This window comes from Tannerella forsythia 92A2 (genome assembly GCF_000238215.1).
GTDB classification, from domain to species: domain Bacteria; phylum Bacteroidota; class Bacteroidia; order Bacteroidales; family Tannerellaceae; genus Tannerella; species Tannerella forsythia.
In genome coordinates this window covers 373,180-394,239 of record NC_016610.1, presented here as the reverse complement: position 1 = coordinate 394,239, position 21,060 = coordinate 373,180, and the positions used below count along the sequence as shown (strand labels likewise).

Annotated in this window: 22 protein-coding genes and 1 pseudogene; 3 read left to right on the top strand and 20 right to left on the bottom strand. The window is 37.6% G+C overall.

Going from position 1 to position 21,060, the window contains the following annotated elements:
* Positions 1-8: 8 nt before the first annotated feature.
* Complete coding sequence (locus tag BFO_RS01685; protein WP_014223834.1) at positions 9-1,001, top strand: glycosyltransferase; 993 nt, start codon at positions 9-11, stop codon at positions 999-1,001.
* A gap of 138 nt (positions 1,002-1,139) precedes the next feature.
* On the opposite strand, the gene BFO_RS01680 is transcribed toward BFO_RS01685, so the two are convergent.
* The 7 genes from BFO_RS01680 to BFO_RS16525 form a co-directional block, all read right to left on the bottom strand.
* A complete protein-coding gene (locus tag BFO_RS01680) occupies positions 1,140-2,225 on the bottom strand; it encodes a BF3164 family lipoprotein (RefSeq protein ID WP_014223833.1) in 1,086 nt (361 codons plus the stop codon).
* A 78-nt stretch (positions 2,226-2,303) separates the two neighbouring features.
* Positions 2,304-3,197: a signal peptidase I gene (gene lepB, locus BFO_RS01675; protein ID WP_014223832.1), complete on the bottom strand. Its 894-nt coding sequence runs from the start codon at positions 3,195-3,197 to the stop codon at positions 2,304-2,306.
* A 3-nt stretch (positions 3,198-3,200) separates the two neighbouring features.
* A complete protein-coding gene (locus tag BFO_RS01670) occupies positions 3,201-4,823 on the bottom strand; it encodes an O-antigen ligase family protein (RefSeq protein WP_014223831.1) in 1,623 nt (540 codons plus the stop codon).
* 6 nt (positions 4,824-4,829) lie between these two features.
* Complete coding sequence (locus tag BFO_RS01665) at positions 4,830-5,633, bottom strand: DUF1573 domain-containing protein (protein ID WP_014223830.1); 804 nt, start codon at positions 5,631-5,633, stop codon at positions 4,830-4,832.
* Between the two features lie 112 nt (positions 5,634-5,745).
* Positions 5,746-6,771, bottom strand: coding sequence for a 6-bladed beta-propeller (locus tag BFO_RS01660; protein WP_014223829.1), 1,026 nt, complete (start codon positions 6,769-6,771; stop codon positions 5,746-5,748).
* Positions 6,772-6,894: 123 nt separating this feature from the next.
* The gene (locus tag BFO_RS01655) at positions 6,895-7,128 is read right to left on the bottom strand and encodes an NVEALA domain-containing protein (protein WP_041590566.1); all 234 of its coding nucleotides are present in this window, start codon (positions 7,126-7,128) and stop codon (positions 6,895-6,897) included.
* 169 nt (positions 7,129-7,297) lie between these two features.
* Positions 7,298-7,570, bottom strand: coding sequence for a BF3164 family lipoprotein (locus BFO_RS16525; RefSeq protein WP_394329998.1), 273 nt, complete (start codon positions 7,568-7,570; stop codon positions 7,298-7,300).
* Between the two features lie 66 nt (positions 7,571-7,636).
* On the opposite strand from BFO_RS16525, the gene BFO_RS01650 reads away from it, so the two are divergent.
* The gene (locus BFO_RS01650; RefSeq protein ID WP_014223827.1) at positions 7,637-8,572 is read left to right on the top strand and encodes an IS1595 family transposase; all 936 of its coding nucleotides are present in this window, start codon (positions 7,637-7,639) and stop codon (positions 8,570-8,572) included.
* On the opposite strand, the gene BFO_RS01645 is transcribed toward BFO_RS01650, so the two are convergent.
* The 13 genes and pseudogenes from BFO_RS01645 to BFO_RS01595 form a co-directional block, all read right to left on the bottom strand.
* Positions 8,573-9,313, bottom strand: coding sequence for a hypothetical protein (locus BFO_RS01645; protein WP_157755269.1), 741 nt, complete (start codon positions 9,311-9,313; stop codon positions 8,573-8,575).
* 116 nt (positions 9,314-9,429) lie between these two features.
* The gene (locus BFO_RS01640; RefSeq protein WP_014223826.1) at positions 9,430-9,678 is read right to left on the bottom strand and encodes an NVEALA domain-containing protein; all 249 of its coding nucleotides are present in this window, start codon (positions 9,676-9,678) and stop codon (positions 9,430-9,432) included.
* A gap of 272 nt (positions 9,679-9,950) precedes the next feature.
* Positions 9,951-11,036 (bottom strand): BF3164 family lipoprotein, encoded by a 1,086-nt coding sequence (locus tag BFO_RS01635; protein ID WP_014223824.1) that lies wholly within the window; start codon positions 11,034-11,036, stop codon positions 9,951-9,953.
* A gap of 15 nt (positions 11,037-11,051) precedes the next feature.
* Entirely contained in the window at positions 11,052-11,360 is a 309-nt protein-coding gene (locus BFO_RS01630) for an NVEALA domain-containing protein (RefSeq protein WP_041590564.1), read from the bottom strand.
* 332 nt (positions 11,361-11,692) lie between these two features.
* Positions 11,693-11,800, bottom strand: a pseudogene (locus tag BFO_RS16000) (signal peptidase I); the annotation flags it as partial.
* A 255-nt stretch (positions 11,801-12,055) separates the two neighbouring features.
* Positions 12,056-13,168 (bottom strand): 6-bladed beta-propeller, encoded by a 1,113-nt coding sequence (locus BFO_RS01625; protein ID WP_014223822.1) that lies wholly within the window; start codon positions 13,166-13,168, stop codon positions 12,056-12,058.
* A 307-nt stretch (positions 13,169-13,475) separates the two neighbouring features.
* Positions 13,476-13,721 carry an NVEALA domain-containing protein gene (locus tag BFO_RS01620; protein WP_244262952.1) on the bottom strand — a complete coding sequence of 82 codons (246 nt, stop codon included), beginning with the start codon at positions 13,719-13,721 and terminating at the stop codon, positions 13,476-13,478.
* 271 nt (positions 13,722-13,992) lie between these two features.
* Entirely contained in the window at positions 13,993-14,742 is a 750-nt protein-coding gene (locus tag BFO_RS13950) for a S26 family signal peptidase (RefSeq protein WP_244262937.1), read from the bottom strand.
* Between the two features lie 18 nt (positions 14,743-14,760).
* Positions 14,761-14,886, bottom strand: coding sequence for a hypothetical protein (locus tag BFO_RS16350; protein WP_262508938.1), 126 nt, complete (start codon positions 14,884-14,886; stop codon positions 14,761-14,763).
* Entirely contained in the window at positions 14,870-16,465 is a 1,596-nt protein-coding gene (locus BFO_RS01610) for an O-antigen ligase family protein (RefSeq protein ID WP_157755268.1), read from the bottom strand. The genes BFO_RS16350 and BFO_RS01610 overlap by 17 nt, the downstream gene beginning before the upstream one ends.
* Before the next feature lie 85 nt (positions 16,466-16,550).
* Entirely contained in the window at positions 16,551-17,696 is a 1,146-nt protein-coding gene (locus BFO_RS01605; protein ID WP_014223816.1) for a 6-bladed beta-propeller, read from the bottom strand.
* On the bottom strand, positions 17,671-18,606 hold the full coding sequence (locus BFO_RS01600; RefSeq protein WP_041590537.1) for an IS1595-like element ISTfo1 family transposase: 936 nt from the start codon (positions 18,604-18,606) through the stop codon (positions 17,671-17,673). Before BFO_RS01600 ends, BFO_RS01605 begins: the two co-directional genes overlap by 26 nt.
* A gap of 267 nt (positions 18,607-18,873) precedes the next feature.
* The gene (locus tag BFO_RS01595; RefSeq protein WP_014223814.1) at positions 18,874-20,280 is read right to left on the bottom strand and encodes a hypothetical protein; all 1,407 of its coding nucleotides are present in this window, start codon (positions 20,278-20,280) and stop codon (positions 18,874-18,876) included.
* Between the two features lie 58 nt (positions 20,281-20,338).
* On the opposite strand from BFO_RS01595, the gene BFO_RS14730 reads away from it, so the two are divergent.
* Positions 20,339-21,021, top strand: a protein-coding gene (locus BFO_RS14730; protein WP_394329993.1) for an IS1 family transposase whose coding sequence is annotated in 2 segments (ribosomal slippage) — positions 20,339-20,699 and positions 20,699-21,021 — 684 coding nt in all. Because the reading frame shifts where the segments join, the coding sequence is not laid out codon by codon here.
* Positions 21,022-21,060 lie beyond the last annotated feature (39 nt).

Sequence of the window (21,060 nt, the reverse complement as noted above, 5' to 3'; positions counted from 1 at the left end):
CAGAAGACATGTTTTTTTCAATCATCGTTCCCATATACAACCGCCCGGACGAAGCCCGGGAACTGCTGGAAAGCCTTGCGTCACAGACGTATAACGACTTCGAACTCGTCTTGGTCGAAGACGGTTCTTCTCTTCCATGTACGGCCGAAGTCGAAGCTTTTCGCCCGAAACTCAATATTCATTACATCGTCAAAGAAAATACCGGACGAAGCGATACCCGTAACGTAGGGATGAAACATGCCCAAGGACGTTACTTGATCTTCTTCGACTCGGACTGCATCATCCCGCCCGATTACTTCGAGACGGTTCGGAAAAATCTTCACGACGATTATGCCGACTGTTTCGGTGGACCGGACAGGGAACATCCCTCGTTCACGACAACTCAGAAAGCAATCAGCTATGCCATGACTTCGTTTTGGACCACCGGTGGCATACGGGGCGGAAAAACCCATATGGAGAAATTCAAACCGCGTACGTTCAACATGGGATTTTCGAGGGAGGTTTATGAAAAGGTCGGCGGATTCAAAGATATGTATGGAGAAGATATCGACCTCAGCATACGGATACAGCAGGCTGGCTTCGTAACCAAACTGTACCGGAATGCGTTTGTGTATCACAAACGTCGCGGCAATCTGAAAAAGTTCTACAAGCAGGTGCATATCTTCGGACAGGCACGCATCAATCTCTATAAACTGTATCCCGATTCGCTCAAGCCGGTGCATGCGTTGCCGGCGCTGTGCGTTATCGGGAGTATCGTTGTTCTGCTGTCGGCCGTCTTTGTTTCACCCTGGTTCCTGCTGTTTCCGGCCGTTTACCTCTTGCTGCTATTTGCCGATGCATTGCTGAAAACGAGAAGTTTTCCTATCGCAGGACTGTCGGTTGCCGCTTCGTTGATTCAGATTTTCGGCTACGGGCTCGGATTTATCCGTTCTTTTGTCGACAAAATCATTTTCAGGCATGGACTCGAAGATTTGGAAACGTTGAAAAGGGTATACAAATAATTCTCGCTGCCCGATAAAAAAGACTCTCTTTTTTGTTTCGAGAATGGCTTTTATCGGGCAGCAATGTTTCTATTCGGCTCCGTATGTCTTTGATAATCGGATTTAAATCGTTGCGGCAAAGTCTGTAAGAAAAGAATCTTAATCGATTTTGAATTTGACTAGTTTGATTCCCTCGTCTTTTTTATCTCTCATGATTGCATAGCCGTACTTATCGTTATTTTCAATAACAACATCATACAGACCGTCGTCAAAATGCAGCATCCCGGCCGGATTTCCTTCCCAGTCGAAGACGGCAATCAGGGTACCGGAATTTTTATAGCGGCTATCGTCTCTATATTTGGCATAGATACGGGCGTCGGTACATGCCATTCCCCAAATTCCGTTTACGACGTTTTCGGCACATCGAACGAAAGGATATTTTACGTTCTTTTTCGTTACTTTGTATTCAGGCTCAAAGAAACGTTTCGTAACCGAAGGCCGGATTGTTTCCTTACAGTCGAAAATTTCGAGGATACATCCGCTCCATGTGGCATGGACGAATTTTTTGCCGTCGGGCTTTACGGCTAATCGCCCCATGTAGGAGAAATAGGCATGTTCGACCGCTATAAATTCGTCCGGTTCGTTTAAACGGGGATATTCGTTACACGTACTGACCGTATCGACAGAGGCTGTTTTGATAAACCGGTAAGAATTCCCGAAGAAACTGCTATAGGCCGTGATAAACTGACCGTTTCCGATCGAGAAGCACGTATTGCCTCTGGTGTTCTTTGCTTCGGGAGGTAACATACATTCAACCGCTTCGACGACAATCTCGCCGTTGTGGTTACGGATAGCGTATTCCACCATCTTGGTTTGCATCGCATCGTAACAATAGACTTTGTCTTCTTTCCGATCGGTCGAGTATCCCATAACAGGCCATGAGATTTCGCAGGGCCCCTGTCCGATGGTTCCGAAACTCTTTATATAGGCCCCGCTGTTTTTCGAAAACAAATGAAAGACATAGTCATTTATATCTGTCTTGCCGGAGCAGATAAGCAATGTGTCGAGTTGATCGATGCTCCCGATATCGAAAATAAACGAATCGTTCAGGCATTCGACAGTTATCTCCTTTGTTTCGGGAAATACGGGAGCAGCATAACCTTCATCTACCGATTCTGCAGATTTCTTGCACTGAACGAAGGCAAAGCAGGCAAAAAACAGAAAAAATACATGTTTCTTTTTCATATCTTATTTATATTTAGTGCGGCAAACTTACGATTTTTTCGTAATATAAACAAGAATATCGTATTAATTTTTGCCGTATTATTGAATGGATTTCATAAAACGTTTCCATCTGATTTGATGAGAATAAGGATCGACGGATTTCCAGATAAACGATGCTTTTCCGATGATCAGCTTGTCGGGGAGCAGTCCCCAGTAACGTGAATCTTGCGAGTTTTCGACCTTGTCGCCACCCATAAAGTAATAATTGTGTGTAAATGTGTAGGATGTAATGGGCGTATCGCCATTATACAGTGTATCGCGTTCGATATGTAGCGTATATCCGGTCTCCCATTCGATGATTTTTTTATAGATAAGCGTTTCCGTTCTGCCCAATCGAATGCAGTCGCCTTTGCTGGGAATATACATGGGTCCGAAATTTTTGATATTCCATCCTAATACGGAATCTCCCGGAAAAGTATTATAAATGCCTTTAGATATTTCCTCTTGTGCTATCCGACTCAGTTTTTGCTCGGCGGCAAAGTTACCATAATGCCTGATTGTATCGGAGTTCATGCGGTAGATTCCGTTTACAATACGTAAGGTATCGCCCGGCAATCCGATGCAGCGTTTGATGTAGCATTTAAACATATCCATCTCGATTTTGTCCCATCCGTGAGGGTGAGGGATATGAAAAACTACTACATCGTTATGTTTGACATGGGTGTATCCGGGAGTGCGTCTGATTTTTACTTTTTTTCTTTCGAGGGCATCGAAAAGATCGAAGAGGCGCGCTCCGTAAGCCAATTTATTGACTAAGACATAATCGCCGGGAATAATGGCAGGTGTCATCGAATCTGTGGGTATGCGGTATGATCCGAAGACAAACACGCGCAGCAACAGAAAGGCAATGATGATAATTGATATGCCGTTGAATACGTTAAGAGCAATATTCACGATTTTACAAAGCTGTGATCGTTTAGTTTTTTTAATCATCGGCTATATTTTTTCTTTCAGTATTTTTCTGACTTCGTTACGCATCTCGTCAATGGCCGTTGAGTGTACTTTGGCTTCTTTCTTTAAAACAATCGATGCAGCCCATTGCATTCTTTCGGGCGGATAACCGGCCGCAGAATCGGCATACAACTTTGTGAGCAAATAGTACGGATAAATCCTTTCGGGTATCAGATAGGTTGCATTCATATAGCATGCTTCCGCCTTGCGATAGGCTCCCATTTCGTGATAATTACGTCCTTTGACATTGTAGAACATCGGATCGCAGCTTATCTGAAGCCCACGTGATAAAATGCTGTCAGCCTGTTCGTGCCGTTTTTCAGCATTAAGCGTCATTGCATACTCGAAAACGAATTTCGGATCATGTTTCAACTGCGGATAAAGACGAATATAATCATCGATTATCTTGGAGTATGCCTTCATCGTATAAAAGGGACGTATCTTTTCCCATTCTTTACTTGCTCGATGATAAAAATACCATTGTGCTACACAAATCGATAAACTCGCGATCAGAATAAATACAGCAAAAAGGGCAAAAATAGAAAATCGGAGGTTTTTAGACGATTCGGATGAAGGAGGTTTTGTTTGGGAGGCACAAATTGTTGCAAGCAGTACCCATACCACCAAAAACTCCCACAAATAATAGGGATATGATGCGATTGCAAAAACAGACAGGCTTAGAAAACTTCCGGCAGCACCTGTTTGTTCGTTTTTTATCCCACGACGAATAATCAGACTTGTGAGGAAAAGGAACAAAATACCGCCTGCTATTCCTTGCTCGAGAAAAATACGCAGGTATTCATTAAACGCATATTCAGGGCTTCCGGCAACATGTTTTTCTATTGCGGAAGCTTCTTTTTCTTTAAAATAATTTATCTGCGATTGGGCATACGCTGCAGGAAATCCACCGAGACCAACACCTTTCAATGAGGCGTCCTGGATAGCCAAGGCCGTTATTTTCCATATAAATAATCGTCCGTTGGCAGAATCTTTTTTAAATTGATAGATGCCATAGATGACTCCGCCGGATAACAAGCAGAACAATACGATACATAAGACGGCTCTTTTCCGATATTTTTGATATAAGTCTTTCAACTTGTCTGTTATTCCGGTCTCATATATCGCAACGAGCATACAGCCGATAGCGGCCGCACCCCATGCGGTACGACTTAAGGTAGCCGGAAAAACCAACAGACAAACCATACCGATGGAGAGAAACACATATCGGAGAATCTTCTTTCTTTTCCTGAAATAAAGCCAGTAGTGGAGGGTCAATGGAAACATCAATGCAATAAATCCACCATACGGGCCGGGATTGAGAAATGTTCCGGTGGTTCTAAACAAATGATGCCCGGAAGGGAAGAATCCGTATAGCTGACCTAACCCGATGATTGCCTCGACAAAACCGACGATTAAAATACCATAGACAGCCCCTTTTGATAAAGCAGGGAAAAAGAAAAAACAAAGCCTGCATAAGCCCCATAAGATTCCCATCTGAATCATCGTCAAAAGCGATTCGGGGGCAAGAGACGAACGATAGTCGTATGTTAAAAAAATGATGACAATAAATACAAATGCAATTATATCTATTCGATTATGCTTAATCACGATCTTTTAATTTGCCTTTACTTCTCCTTTTAAGTTTATCGTTAATGGCGAAGTGTCCATATTACCGTAAATAGAAACCGTTTTGTTGATAAGCCCTGTTTTATCGGTATGATAGGTGAGATTAATTTCGGTGGTGTTACCGGAAGCAACAGGTCGCTTAATATAATCGATCTGTACGCAGCCACATGATGTTCTTGCGTCATGTATAATAAGCGGCAATTTCCCGATATTACGTATCGTAACGCAGATTTTACGGCTGTCGCCTTCTTTTAAAGAACCCAGATCGAACTCCGTTTTGTCGGCTTCTATTCGGGTTATTCCCGACGGTTGAACAGATGGATTATATTTACCGTTTGAAATGGTAGACAGATAGATATCTCTGATCTTCCGGTTATGGATGGGATTGCCAATGCAGATTACTTTATTCTCTTTGTCCAACAGGAAGCATTGATACATCTGATGAGAAGGGAAATGATTTATCTGATTTAGTCTATTTAGCTCATCAATACAGACTGGAATATTAATACTATCTTGTTTTAATAACAAAGGAATCTCACGTCGATCTTTAGGATAAAAAAAGAATAATATCGGAACTGCATCATTTGTCAAAGAATGAACTTCGGTTATAAAATCTTTCCATTTATGTAATTGTAGCTTACAGCTTGTACAGCCAACCGAATCGACATACATGATGATTTTATAATTCGAAACCGGAATGTTATACTGAACTGTGTCTTTTCCATATTTCGTGAAAATAAGTCCTTCGGGAAAGATGATTTCTTTTTCTTGCCATGATTTAACCATCTCCATAATCTCTTTATTCTTATTGTTCCTATGACAGGAAGATAGAATTATAGTGATCAAGACGATAAATATCTTCAAGATTACAAAGACATGTGTTTTCATTATGGAATAATATACATTAGTCTAATAATTCCTTTAAATCAAGATAAGCGAACTGAATGTCGTCGTCTAAAGACATGATAAGTCGCTTATTCTCTTTGTCGTAACAAAAATCAGATATATGATAGCCTGTTTCTATTGTTTTCAAATAGTAGCCTTCTAAATCAAAAATAATAAATTTAGTCGGCAGATAATCTTTGGATAAGCGATCACCACCAGAATATGAAGCTACTATTTTATTTTCACAAAAGACCACTCCCCCAAAATGATAAAGTTGATCTTGCTCTCCATTCTTCCAAGAATTTCCATATATATTACACATTAAATTACCGTTCAAATCCAAAATAGTGATCAAATCATGATTGTGATAGCATTCGATATATTTATCGTTTTCAATAGATACAGCCAATGCTATACGCTTCTTTTTAATTTTAGGATGAGTATATTTAATAGGAGTTATATTATCTGTTTGCATATTCCATTTTGCAATAAATTCGTTATAGCCAGAATTGCCTGTAGGAACGATAATTCTTGCAAAGGAAAGCGTGTCATTAACAAATTCATATTCACTTGGAAATTGAATCTTATTTATTTCTTTTTTAATATCAGGTGTATACAAAGGATTGCTAAAAATGCTGTCTATTTTATAACTGAATATTTTCAGCTTTCCATGATCAGATAGATAAAATTCTCTTTTGTCCTCATTAGTTGCAATGTACCCCATGTTAGTAATTTCACCAGGCCCTTGCCCTCTAGGCACTGCATTCATCACATGTTCAAAATTATTATCTTTATTCAAAATGCAAATTAACATATCCTGAGAGCGATAATCTGCTATAATTAAGTATTTATCTAAGAGAAATAGCCGATTAATCGCACCAATCATAGTTTTGTCTTCTGGGATTAGTATTTCTTTAACTTGGTCATGTACATCTACAATATTGTTCTTTCTATCCTGATATTTCTCGGTTTTAGAGTTGCTTGTGCAGCTTGTAAGTATTATAGCAAAATGCAAAAGTAATAAAACTATTCTGTTCTTTTCCATAAAAATACTTCTTTTTTGACGATTTTATATAATATATGGAGAGGGTTTTGTCCTCTCCATATTCATTTAATTTAAAAAACTTTGCTCAATCTTTTTCCAAAGAGAGTGAGCGTTATGAGCAATCTATTTTGCTTCTCTGTAACAAGGATACCAATCATAGCACCAACATCCATCCCCATTAGCAAAGCATCCATACTCACAATCCGCTAATTCTCCGCTTGCTAATGCCTCTACATTGCTTAATGTCATATCCGAGAGGTTGACATCATTTCGCATACTTTTACTTTTGTCCACTCCGTAGCTTACCGCTACCATCACTACGAGGGTAAATATCCCTCCTAAAATTTTTGTCTTCATTGTATTTAGTCTTTAAAATTTGTTCTGCAAACGTATAGCATGTTTTTGATACATCCAAATGTTTGTCTTGTTTTTTTACTTTTTTAACTTTTAAACCCTTGCCGTATTACTGAATGGAATAGATAAAATGTTCTTATTCGATTTCCGAAAAAGACATATAGAGGAACAATTATAGTTCGTATTCTATTAATATTCCTTCGGGGTTATAAGCAATTCCATAAATAGAATGAGTCTCTCTATTATATCTCATAGAATAAAGAGGAATATCTAGTATATATCGCTTGACAGGATTACCATTCCAATCATATATGAGCAAATTTTCACAATGATGATTTAATGCTCCGAATTTATTAAATGTCTTGCCCGAATACAATGCATAAACATACTTGTCATCACAGTCTACAGCGCAGAAGCCTACTTTGTTATTTTTTGAGAAAGCAATATTTCCTTTTAATGAATCTCCGTATATTTACCTAAAACAATTATCTTTGCAAAAAAAAATAAGGCAATGACACTGATCGATTTTCTAACTCACTTTCCGGACGAGGAAAGTTGCAAGCAAAAGTTTAAGGCCTATCGCGACCAGGTTGGCGTGGTTTGTCCCAAATGTGGCGGGAGTTCTCATTATTGGAAAAAGGATAAGGAACAATACGAGTGTAAACACTGTAAAACACGCATCACGCTTAAGAGTGGCACCGTTATGCACAAATCGAAACTTCCATTTCGTTACTGGTTTATAGCCATGCATTTGCTCACGTCAACGAAAAAGACCTTTTCGGCCAAAGAGATTCAGCGTCAATTGGGTCATAATCGCTACCATCCCATTTGGCACATGGTTCACAAACTTCGTCAGGTCATGGGTAGAAGAGACGATGAGTATGTACTGGCAGGACGCATTGAACTGGACGAAGGTTATTTTTCCACAGAGTCCCCCGAAGCGGAAAAAGATAAGCCCTTGAAACGGGGACGTGGCAGCCAAAGAAAAAGCAAAGTGCTGGTTATGGCGGAAAGTGAAATGGTTGCATCGCCCGCAAGAGGTCAAAAACCCCGCAGTGTTGGCTATTTGAAAATGAAAGTAATCGATGACTTGAAGAAAGAAACGATCAATAAGGCGGTTAAGGAGTTAGCCTCAGGTGTACAGGAAGTTGACACGGATCATTCTACCTCTTATGTGGAATTGAAAGACTTTGTACCTAGACACAACTCTCAGGTGATTCCCAAAGAGAAGGTGGGGGAAGCCTTGCCTTGGGTTCATATCGCCATCAGCAATGCCAAGAGACAGTTGATAAATACGTTCCATGACATCAAGCCCGAATTCTTACAAAATTATCTCGATGAATTCTGTTATAAGTTTAATCGAAGATACTGGGGAGAAGCCCTCTTTGGAAGATTGCTCGTAGCTTGCGTAACCTATAAAAATGAGTTTAGGTATAAATACGGATAATCATTTTCCTTTTTCTTGAATCTCAAATATAGGAGCATAATAAAGTATTTGTTTATATTCTATTATTCCATTATTATTAATATGACAAAAAGAAAGAACACCATGCTTTTGTGTAGCTGCAATCATTTTATGATTGTCAGGCGAATTAGCCATCAAAGTGCTGATGTATAATATGGAAAGTTGGGTCTTAGGAATGTCTTTTGTTTCTTCAAATATCGGAAAGTCCACGGTTGAAATGGTTTCTCCCTGTTTGTCTATATGCGCTAACCAATAATCGTTGAAAATACCTGTCGCTATATAGTTCGTATCTATGCAGTTCACCATAAACAAGCGATTCGGCGACTTAATTTTCTCTATTTCTTTTATTATTAACCGTGTAGACATGTCTGATGAAAATTGAATTTCATTGATTTTCTTTTGCGATATGTCGAAAAATACGATTTTATCGTTTTTGTATTGAAAACTGCCGGGCATCCCGACGTCATGAGGACCAGAACCTCTTTCTCCTCCTTTTATCATGCTGCGCGATAAAGGATCAACGAGGTTAAACATATTTTTTACTTGAGTGTCATAGATAAAATAATTGCTGCCGACTTGGATTGCATCGGCCGGTTTTAATATTTCGTAATCTTCTAATTGGATGATTCGAGATGGTTTAATTTTTTGCTCTTCTCTTTTGTTGAAGTGGACAATTGGGTCATTGATTTTATCAGAGCAAGATGTATAAATGTATATCAACATTAGACTTAAGATGTATTTAACCCACATTGATTGTCTCATTTTTCCAGTTAGTTGTATTAATCAAACAGCCAATGAGAATATGTAATTTTTTCACACATCCTCATTGGTTGAAATTACTATAAGTAAAATTCACTTTCTACAAATAGATCATTCGGATCGTTTTCTGTTGGAGGATAATAGCACCAGCAAAAAGAGCACGTTTCCATACAAGGAAGAAATACATCAATTTCTCCAGCCAAAGCTTCTACATTTTTCAATGCCATCTCCGAAAAATCGGTATCTTTCTGCATACTCCGGTTCACTCCGTAGCCTGCAGCTACCATCACTGCGAGGGCAAAGATCCCTCTTAGAATTTTTGTCTTCATCGTATTTTGGTTTTAAAATTTGTTTTGCAAACATATAGTATCTTTTTGATGTATCCAAAACAATGAGTTGTTTTTTGCATTATTAACAGTTTTAATACTGTTGTATCATTATTCAAAGACCGTATTCTTCTCTTATCTTAAATTTACCGTTAAAAGGCATCGTACTTGAATGAAAAAAATCACGAAGATAAATTTATTGGATCGTATTTGACTCCGTATGTCTTTGATAATCGGATTTAAATCGTTGCGGCAAAGTCTGTAAGGAAAGGATATTAATCGATTTTGAATTTGACTAGTTTGATTCCCTCGTCTTTTTTATCTCCCATGATTGCGTAGCCGTACTTATCGTTATTTTCAATAACAACATCATACAGAACGTCGTCAAAATGCAGCATCCCGGCCGGATTTCCTTCCCAATCGAAGACGGCAATTAGGGGACCGGATTTTTTATAGCGACTATCGTCCCTATATTGGGCATAGATACAAGCGTCGGTACATGCCATTCCCCAAATTCCGTTTACGACGTTTTCGGCACATTGAACGAAAGGATATTTCACGTTCTTTTTCGTTACTTTGTATTCAGGCTCAAAGAAACGTTTCGTAACCAAAGGCCGGATTGTTTCCTTACAGTCGAAAATTTCGAGGATACATCCGCTCCATGTGGCATGGACGAATTTTTTGCCGTCGGGCTTTACGGCTAATCGCCCCATGTAGGAGAAATAGGCATGTTCGACCGCTATAAATTCGTCCGGTTCGTTTAAACGGGGATATTCGTTACACGTACTGACCGTATCGACAGAGGCTGTTTTGATAAACCGGTAAGAATTCCCGAAGAAACTGCTATAGGCTATGATAAACTGACCGTTTCCGATCGAAAAACACATATTGCCTGTGGTGTTCTTTACTTCGGGAGGCAACATACATTCATTAGCTTCGACGACAATCTCGCCGTTGTGGTTACGAATAGCATATTCCACCATCTTGGTTTGCATCGCGTCGTAACAATAGACTTTGTCTTCTTTCCGATCGGTCGAGTATCCCGTAACAGGCCATGAGATTTCGCCGGGCCCTTGTCCGATGGTTCCGAAACTTTTTATATAGGCCCCGCTGTTTTTCGAAAACAAATGAAAGACATAGTCATTTATATCTGTCTTTCCGGAGCAGATAAGCAATGTGTCGAGTTGATCGATGCTCCCGATATCGAAAATAAACGAATCGTTCAGGCATTCGACAGTTATCTCCTTTGTTTCGGGAAATACGGGAGCAGCATAACCTTCATCTACCGATTCTGCAGATTTCTTGCACTGAAGAAAAAACAGGAATATGGAAAATAGAAATACGATATGCTTGTTTTTCATATGTACAAGAGTTTCTTATTTGCAACTACTAACCGGAGTACCACAAACACTACATACTCCTGAAACAGATACTAAAATATCTCCATGACCGGTACTTTGATGTAATGCCGCACATGCACAACATCTATAAAGACAATAAGTCTTCGTACCTTCTTTCGTAGTACGACAATCCCCACTAACATTACCTGCTGCTAATGCTTCAATATTTTTTATTGCCATCTCCGAAAGATCGGTATCTTTCTGCATGCTCCTGTTCACTCCGTAGCCTGTAGCTACCATCACTGCGAGGGCAAATATCCCTCCTAAAATTTTTGTCTTCATCATATTTTGGTTTTAAAATTTGTTTTGCAAACATATAGCGTCTTTTTGATGTATCCAAATAATGAGTTGTTCTTTTTGTTTTTTTTAACCATTTAAAGGGGTATTATTTTATCATCTAAGTGTGATTTTTTCTTTTAGAACTATTGTCCAATATTAAAGATGATTTTTTTGTACTCGGCAAAAAAGAAGATGTTTTTTTGAGAAAAGAAATAAATAACTCTACAAAATTGTATATTCCGCCATTTATCGTACTGATATTTTTAATCAGGACAATGCTTATAAAGGGAAAGAGATAGGATGTTGCAGATAAGGATATTTGGGGAATCTTTTCTATATTACTGAATGGATTTCATAAAACGTTCCCATCTGATTTGATGGGAATAAGGGTCGATGGATTTCCAGATAAATGATGCTTTGCCAATGATCAGCTCGTCGGGAAGCAACTCCTGTTGTGTTATCCGATTCAGTTTTTGCTCGGCGGCAAAGCCTTTTCTGCCAGAGTGAATCTTATTTTTTAACGCTGGATTCGCATTATTCGTATATTAATAAAGACCGCTCGGTTATTTTATACGAAATTGAATGCAATAATTCTGAAAAACACGGTCTTTATATTTGTTGAAATTTCAAAAAAAACAGAGTTGATTTTCTCCTAATAACGTCTTTATTACTGGCGTATATTCCTATGTGTCCAAGAAACATTATAAGTCGTTTTTAAGCTTTGCCATGACTATTATCGGATCACTATCGGCTGATATTTCGCCTAGGCCCTCAACATAAACTTTTTCATCCATATCATTAAAATAAAGATCGGGGAGAATAATATCGACTAAATAATCTTCATGCAAAACTTGGTGTACACATCCGAAAAAATAGGAACTAATATAAAGCCGATCGGGAAAGACAGAAAGATCGTTTTTTATCATCTTGGCGTGATAAACTTTTTTGCTTTTTTTGAATTTTACATATTGACGAAAATCACTTTCTTTGATCCATCGTTCTGTATCACTCTCTTTGAAGTAGTATGAAAATGCAAAGATTCTGTCATCATAGATGTTCAGTACTGGAAAAGAAGCCACATGATTCATATTCCGAATATATTCCATCTGTTCTCTCGTCGATTGAAGTCCTACAAACTCACTCATATTATATGTCCCAAAATCAATTTGGAATAAAGGAATTGCTTCCCAATCTTTTAATTGATAAAATCTATTTCCATACATGGGCGAGAAGAAAAGTTCTTCTTTGTTATTAATTGAAAAACACTCATTCGTCATAGAGAAGTAATGGCGCTCTGTTATAATCTTTTTATCAAACAAAACCTTAAAATTATTCTCGCTATCACAGATGACCAAGTCGCCATTTGTATCTTTGTCGTTTATATGATTGTCTATTTGTTGGATTGCGAAGTAGAATAATCCTTTATGTCTCTTTACTGAATTTGCACTGATGTCTGGATAGGACAAGGTTGTGTTTATATAATCAAAAGACAAATTCTTATATCGTAAGATGGATTGTTTTCCGCCTGTATAATTTACAATCTCAATATAAGACTCATCATCATCAATAAAAACAGGTCCTATACGAGAGTATTCACCTGGGCCTCGCCCTTTTTTATTCAGTTTTGTCACTAATAGACCTTCTTTATTAAAAACAAATATAACTTGTTGGCTTATATCTACAGCATAGATGTATTTTTTTTTGATGATGATTTCTCGTATCCGTCCCATTACATCTCCTGAGTCTATTTGCAGCTTGATGCATTTGATAGAATCTGCAATTTCTGATAATGGAATAAATTCATCTGCTTCCATGGGATGGATATTGATTATTTCTATCTCAGAAGAAGTCTGGCTATTTCTTATATTGCATCCGTAAAACGCATACATTAAAATGAATAATGTGATTGTTTTTTTTAATCTCATATCAATGTGGATGTTGAATTTATTTATTTTGGAATGTGTGCTGAGATTATTTATAAAAGTTATCTGTCCGAACTTTTCTTTTTAAATTTGATAATTTTCTGTTTTTGTTTTTACATGATTGGTGTATTAATGAGGGCATCAAATTTCAGTCTAAAAAACTATTTTTATGATTTTTGATGCCCCGACTCTCAAATGCTCATTCACAACTGCAAGTACCAAATGACAAATCACATTTAGGCTTTAATCCTGAAGGGCAACATGCCGTACACGATCTGCCAAAAGAGTCAGTCATAGAGCAAGTTCCTCCTGGGCAACCTATTGTATTGCCATTGCCATCGCCTCCTTCAAACCAAGCCAAGGCCTCCACATTACTTAGCGCCATCTCCGAAAGATCGGTGTCTTTCTGCATGCTCCGGTTCACTCCGTAGCCTGCAGCCACCATCACTGCGAGGGCAAAGACCCCTCTTAGAATTTTTGTTTTCATCATATTTTGATTTTAAAATGTGTTTTACAAACATACAGTGTCTTTTTGATATATCCAAACAACGGGTTGTTTTTTTGTATTATTAACAGTTTTAACACTGTTGTATCATTATTCAAAGACCGTATCCTTCTCTTAAATTTACCGTTAAGGGCATCGTACTTGAATGAAAAAATCACGAAGATAAATTTATGGGATCGTCACATGGTAGATTATTTCAAAATGGGCGACATCAATTTATGATTTTCATAAAACGTTTCCATCTGATTTGATGAGAATAAGGATCGACGGATTTCCAGATAAACGATGCTTTGCCGATGATCAGCTCGTCGGGGAGCAGTCCCCAGTAACGTGAATCTTGTGAGTTTTCAACCTTGTCGCCACCCATAAAGTAATAATTGTGCGTAAATGTGTAGGATGTAATGGGCGTGTCGCCATTATACAGTGTATCGCGTTCGATATGTAGCGTATGTCCGGTTTCCCATTCGATGATTTTTTTGTAGATAAGCGTTTCCGTTCTGCCCAATCGGAGGCAGTCGCCTTTGCTGGGAATATACACGGGACCGAAATTTTTGATATTCCATCCCAATACGGAATCTCCCGGGAAAGTATCATAAATGCCTTTAGGTATTTCCTCTTGTGCTATCCGACTTAGTTTTTGCTCGGCAGAAAAATTACCGTAATGTCTGATTGTATCGGAATTAATGCGATAGATACCGTTCACGATACGCAACGTATCGCCCGGCAATCCGATGCAGCGTTTGATGTAACATTTAAACATATCCATCTCAATTTTGTCCCATCCGTGAGGGTGAGGAATATGAAAAACCACTACATCGTTATGTTTGACATGGGTGTATCCGGGAGTGCGTCTGATTTTTACTTTTTTCCCTTCGAGGGCATCGAAAAGATCGAAGAGGCGCGCTCCGTAAGCCGGTTTATTGACTATGACATAGTCTCCGGGGATAATGGAGGGGGTCATCGAGTCGGTCGGTATGTGCTACGACCCGAAGACAAACACACGCATGAGGAGGAATCCGATGATGATCATCGAGATGCCGTTGAATACGTTCAGGGCGATATTTAGCACTCTTCCGAGCTGTTGTCGTTTAGTTTTTTTTATCATCGGTCGCATTTTTCTCTTTTAGTATTTTTTCGACTTCGTCACGCATCTCGTCAATGGCCGTTGAGTGTACTTTGGCTTCTTTCTTTAAAACAATCGATGCAGCCCATTGCATTTTTTCAGCCGGATAACCGGCAGCAGAATCGGCATACAACTTTGTGAGCAAATAGTACGGATAAATCCTTTCGGGCAGTAGACAGATCGCATTCATATAGCATGCTTCCGCCTTGCGATAGGCTCCCATTTCGTGATAATTACGTCCTTTGACATTGTAAAACATCGGGTCACAGTTTATCCGGAGCCCGCGTAACAAAATACTGTCGGCCTGTTCATACCGTTTTTCAGCATTAAGCATCATTGCATACTCGAAAACGAATTTCGGATCATGATTCAACTGCGGATACAGACGGGCATATTGGTCTATTATGTTCTTGTATGCCTTCATCGTATAAAAGGGACGTATCTTTTCCCATTCCTTACTTGCCCGATGATAAGAAAGCCATTGTATTATACAAATCGATAAGCCGGCGACCAGAATAAATACAGCAAAGGAAGTAAAAATAAAAATTTGGCGGTTTTTAGAAAACTTCGATAAAGAAAACTCTGTTTGAGAGATACAAATTGTTGCAAGCAGTACCCATACCACCAAAAACTCCCACAAATAATAGGGATATGATGCGATTGCAAAAACAGACAGGCTTAGAAAACTTCCGGCAGCTCCTGTATGTTTGTTTTTTATTCCATGATAAATAATCAGCCCTGTGAGGAAAAGAAACAAAATACCGCCTGCTATTCCTTGCTCAAGAAAAATACGCAGGTATTCATTAAACGCATATTCAGGGCTTCCGGCAACATGTTTTTCTATTGCGGAAGCTTCTCTTTCTTTAAAATAATTCATCTGCGATTGGGCATACGCTGCAGGAAATCCACCGAGACCAACACCTTTCAATGAGGTATTTTGGATAGCTAAGGCCGTTATTTTCCATATAAATAATCGTCCGTTGGCAGAATCTTTTTTAAATTGATAGATGCCATAGATGACTCCGCCGGATAACAAGCAAAACAATGCGATGCATAAGACGGCTCTTCTCCGGTATTTTTGATATAAGTCTTTCAACTTGTCTGTTATTCCGGTCTCATATATCACAACGAGCATACAGCCGATAGCGGCCGCACCCCATGCGGTACGACTTAAGGTAGCCGGAAAAACCAACAGACAAACCATGCCGACGAAGAGAAACACATATCGGAGAATCTTCTTTCTTTTCCTGAAATAAAGCCAGTAGTGGAAAGTCAAAGGAAACATCAATGCAATAAATCCACCATACGGGCCGGGATTGAGAAATGTTCCGGTAGTCTTAAACAACTGATGCCCGGAAGGGAAGAATCCGTATAGCTGACCTAACCCGATGATTGCCTCGACAAAACCGACGATTAAAATACCATAGATAGCCCCTTTTGATAAAGCAGGGAAAAAGAAAAAGCAAAGCCTGCATAAGCCCCATAAGATTCCCATCTGAATCATCGTCAAAAGCGATTCGGGGGCAAGAGACGAACGATAGTCGTATGTCAGCATTATCATCAGTATAAAGATAAAAGCTAACGTATCTACTATGGAAAATATATTATTTACTGTTGTTTTTTTTAAATCCAAAATTATAATAGACTCACTTTGTTTTTCTCAGATAATTATAATATATAAGATATGGATTTCCTTCTTTGTTTATCTCTTCCTTGAATAAATGTTCATTTTCTTTGCTTTTCTTGAATTCGAAAGGCCAGATAATACTGAGTAGTTGATTTTCAGCTTCCAAATTATAATTAAATTGAGAATATGGAGTAATTCTAAGAGGAAGTTTATTTTCTTTGTCTCTTAAGATTCCATTAAAAAGGACTTTATTGTTAGAAGACAAATCTATGATGATATATTTTCTTTTATGATCAAAAAAATATGAAAATAATATTTGATTATAAAATTTATAAAATGAGAAGACAGACGAAGGTGATTTTTCTTTGAAATAAGTATTTATAGTCTCTCTGCTATCTTTTACCGAAGGTCTGTCAACTCCAAAATTAAGATGAAGATAGGGCGATAATGAGCCATTATCATTCAGATAATAAATTGTATCATTTAATAGAAAAAGAGCAAATGTGGTATCTTGGTAACAATAGAAATAATTTGCTCCATAATCGAATCTTTGAGAATAACCCATTAGGTTTTCATTATAAGGAATATCAAAAAGAACAGGTCTTTCAGAGTCGTAGAATGTATAGCTGAAGTTTTGTTTATTTTCTTTTGGATTGGCAGAGCCAAAGCCTGAATTGATTGCAAACCTATTGTTATCCCATATTTTAATACCTGATCCTTTTAAAACCTCAATCTTTCGAATAAAAATGTCAGATATTAAATCATAAATATAAATATAACCTTTTAAACCATCATAAATAAACAGATTCTCATCTTTTATTTCAAAATCATCAATACTTATATATTCTCCTTTCGATTGTCCGAAATGAAAGTATTCTCTGATAAAATGACCTTTGTTGTCAAAGACAAATATTTTTTTTTGATCTTTGTCTAAAATATAAATATATTCCTTATACAGACCGATTTTTGTTAAATCTTTAATCAGAGAGTTTTCTTTTGTCTCTAATGTAATGATATGAGAAAGGCTAAAAAGAGAATTAAAGTCAATTAACGATATATCATCTGTCTCTGATATGGCAATGCTGCCTATTTCGTTTGTGGTACTGACTGAATATCTCCTACATGAAAATAAAATATGATTATCCGTATTTATACCTAAACTCATTTTTATAGGTTACGCAAGCTACGAGCAATCTTCCAAAGAGGGCTTCTCCCCAGTATCTTCGATTAAACTTATAACAGAATTCATCGAGATAATTTTGTAAGAATTCGGGCTTGATGTCATGGAACGTATTTATCAACTGTCTCTTGGCATTGCTGATGGCGATATGAACCCAAGGCAAGGCTTCCCCCACCTTCTCTTTGGGAATCACCTGAGAGTTGTGTCTAGGTACAAAGTCTTTCAATTCCACATAAGAGGTAGAATGATCCGTGTCGATTTGATTAGCTCCGGAAGCTAACTGCTGAACCGCTGCATTAATGGTCTCTTTTTTCAAGTCATCGATTACTTTCATTTTCAAATAGCCGACTCTTCGTGGTTTTTGACCGGTTTTCGGAAATTCAACCATTTCACTTTCTGCCATTACTAAAACTTTGCTTTTCTTTTGACTGCCACGTCCACGCTTCAAGGGTTTATCTTTTTCCTCTTGACTCATCTCTGTGGAAAAATAACCCTCATCCAATTCTATACAACCTGCAAGGACATATTCATCATCTCTTTTACCCATGGCCTCGCGAAGTTTGTGAACCATATGCCAAATAGGATGATAACGATTATGTCCCAATTGACGTTGGATTTCTTTGGCCGAAAATGTCTTTTTCGTTGACGTGAGCAGATGCATGGCTATAAACCAATAACGAAAAGGAAGTTTCGATTTATGCATTACCGTTCCACTTTTTAGCGTGGTGCGCGTTTTGCAGTGTTTGCATTCATATTGCTCCTTGTCTTTTTTCCAATAATGATCCGTGCCTCCGCATTTGGAACAAACAACTCCTACTTGGTCGCGATATGCCTTAAACTTTTGCTTGCAGCTTTCTTCGTCTGGAAAGTGAGATAAAAAATCGATCAGTGTCATTGCCTTATTTTTTTTTGCAAAGATAATTATTTCTGGGCAAATATACGGATATTCATTATTAATAATTTGTTTCTTGTATTTTTGTTTGTTGATACTTTTGCACTTCTTTTGGGTTTGCTCTTGGTGGAACAATGCTGCTGTTGCTGTAAACGGAAATCGTATTGTCTATTTGTTTGATTTATTTTCGTCTGAAAGGCAGCTTAAAACATTTGTGGTGCTTAAAAAAACGAACTTACATTATAAATGTATGGATTAGGATGCTTTCTTTTAGTACCAAATTATTTCTCCGTCTTTGTATAAGAATATTCTTTCAGCAGTATTGATTTTTTGTTTAGCCCATCGCTGATTTCTTAACATATATAAATGGTTATCTGGAACGTGTTTGAATGTTAGGAAATTGTATTTTGTATCTTGATTTCCTATTTCTTTCCATCCATTATCCCAATAATATAGTTTAAAATAACCGTTATTCTTTACTCTACTCTGAATATAGGGAGCAATTTTTATTGATGAAATATCTATAGGTTGATTAAAATAAAACTTAATATATCTATCTTTATTTATTCCTTTTATGCCAGATGCTATTATTCTGTCTGAAACGAAGAGAAGACTGTCTTCTTGATTGAATAGGATTATATTCGATTCGATAGAATCTGGAATCACAATCCTATTTTGGTTATCGTAGAATGTTATTTCCGAAACGGCTATTGTATCTGAACGAAATGTTGCCGTTATCCGGTCATACAATATATTGGAATATATAGGATATATAACAGATTTTAATGGTATTATGTCTGATAGAGTAAGAAGGTTATCGATTCGATGAGTTTTAGAAGAATAACCGTGAATTTTTAATCCTGCCAACAATTGAATATTCTTTAAATCCCAATTATAAACCGGAGCACCTTCCACATGATTAATAAAGATTGAAATTTGTTGTTTGTTTCCTTTCAAACAAGTCACTACTCCTTTTGAATCTAAAAGAAAAGGTTCTCCTGCGGGTATCAGCTTTCCATTTTCATAATATGCAGGAAGATAAATAATATCTTTCCCCATTCCTTTAAAAGAAACTTTGTTGTTTTTTATCTTACCCCACTGTACGGGATGCCATTGTTGGTATCCGAATACGCAGAGATATGCATAGTATGTTTTAGAAGGTGTCGATTTTAAGGATAGTGTTACATCAGATGTTTCAAAATATTCTGATGAGACATCTTTTATTTTGATATTTTTAAACAATGGGGGGATGTTATCCGGATTAATTCGTTTATCAGCTATGGGGCCTTCTATGTTATTCTTAAAGGTATGACGGTAAACTTTGGGTAATCTGAATTCTCCCCATAGATGATCGAATGTTTGATTATTATAAATACGCTTGTATTTCCATCTATCCTGATCCCAGAATGCTTCAAATGCGTACGATTTTCCGTCTTTGATAAGCACATTCCATGAATGATTATTATTTCGATTTCCCCAAGCTGGAACAAAATCGATCGTAACAGCCATGCCTAAGGAAGAGAACAACAATGAATTGTACCAGCATCGATGTTCGCACAAGCTATGACGAAGATACTCCAGTGTTGATGCTGTTAAAATAGGAATTTTAGTGCCCCAAAACTGAGAATGCGTAAGATGACGATATTCATAAAGCAATGAATCCACTTCTTCGAACATATCTTTATTTGGTATTGTTAAATTTATATAGTACTATTATCTTTGCTGAAAAAAAATTATGGATTGTCCAAGATGTGGAAGCATAAATCATCGTAAAGATGGCATTGTCGGTGGTCGTCAGCGCCATTATTGTAAAGATTGTCATTATCGTTATACTGTTCAACAGAAATCTAATACAAAATCAGCTGCTACTCGTAGATTAGCTTTGGAGATGTACTTGGAGGGCTTAGGTTTTAGAGCAATCGGACGCATATTGAAAATAAGTCATACAATTGTTTACTATTGGGTAAAAGAATGGGGTGAAAGGGTGGCTTTACCACAAAAAGAGGGACCTGTTTCAGTTGTTGAATTAGATGAGATGCACACATATATAGGTTCAAAAAAAACTACTGTTGGGTATGGATTGCTGTTGATCGATTTGGAAAACGATTTATCTCTTTTGTCTGTGGGGACAGAAGCACAGATACAGGGATGAAGCTTTGGAAGAAGATAAAAAACATTCCTGCATCTGTGTATTATTCTGACTATTGGAAGAGCTATAAGGAATTTCTTCCTAATGTAAAACACATTCAAACGAAGGCAGAAACTTATACGGTCGAAGGTTATAATAGCAGAATAAGGCATTATTTAGCAAGGTTCAAACGAAAAGAGAAGTGTTATAGTAAGGCAAAACATATGATAGAAAAATCCCTAAAATTACTTTTTCTAAAACTAAACAACGAGCCGGCTATATGTGTTTAACAATACCCTTTATTTAAACAGGTAAAGTCATTATTGTCC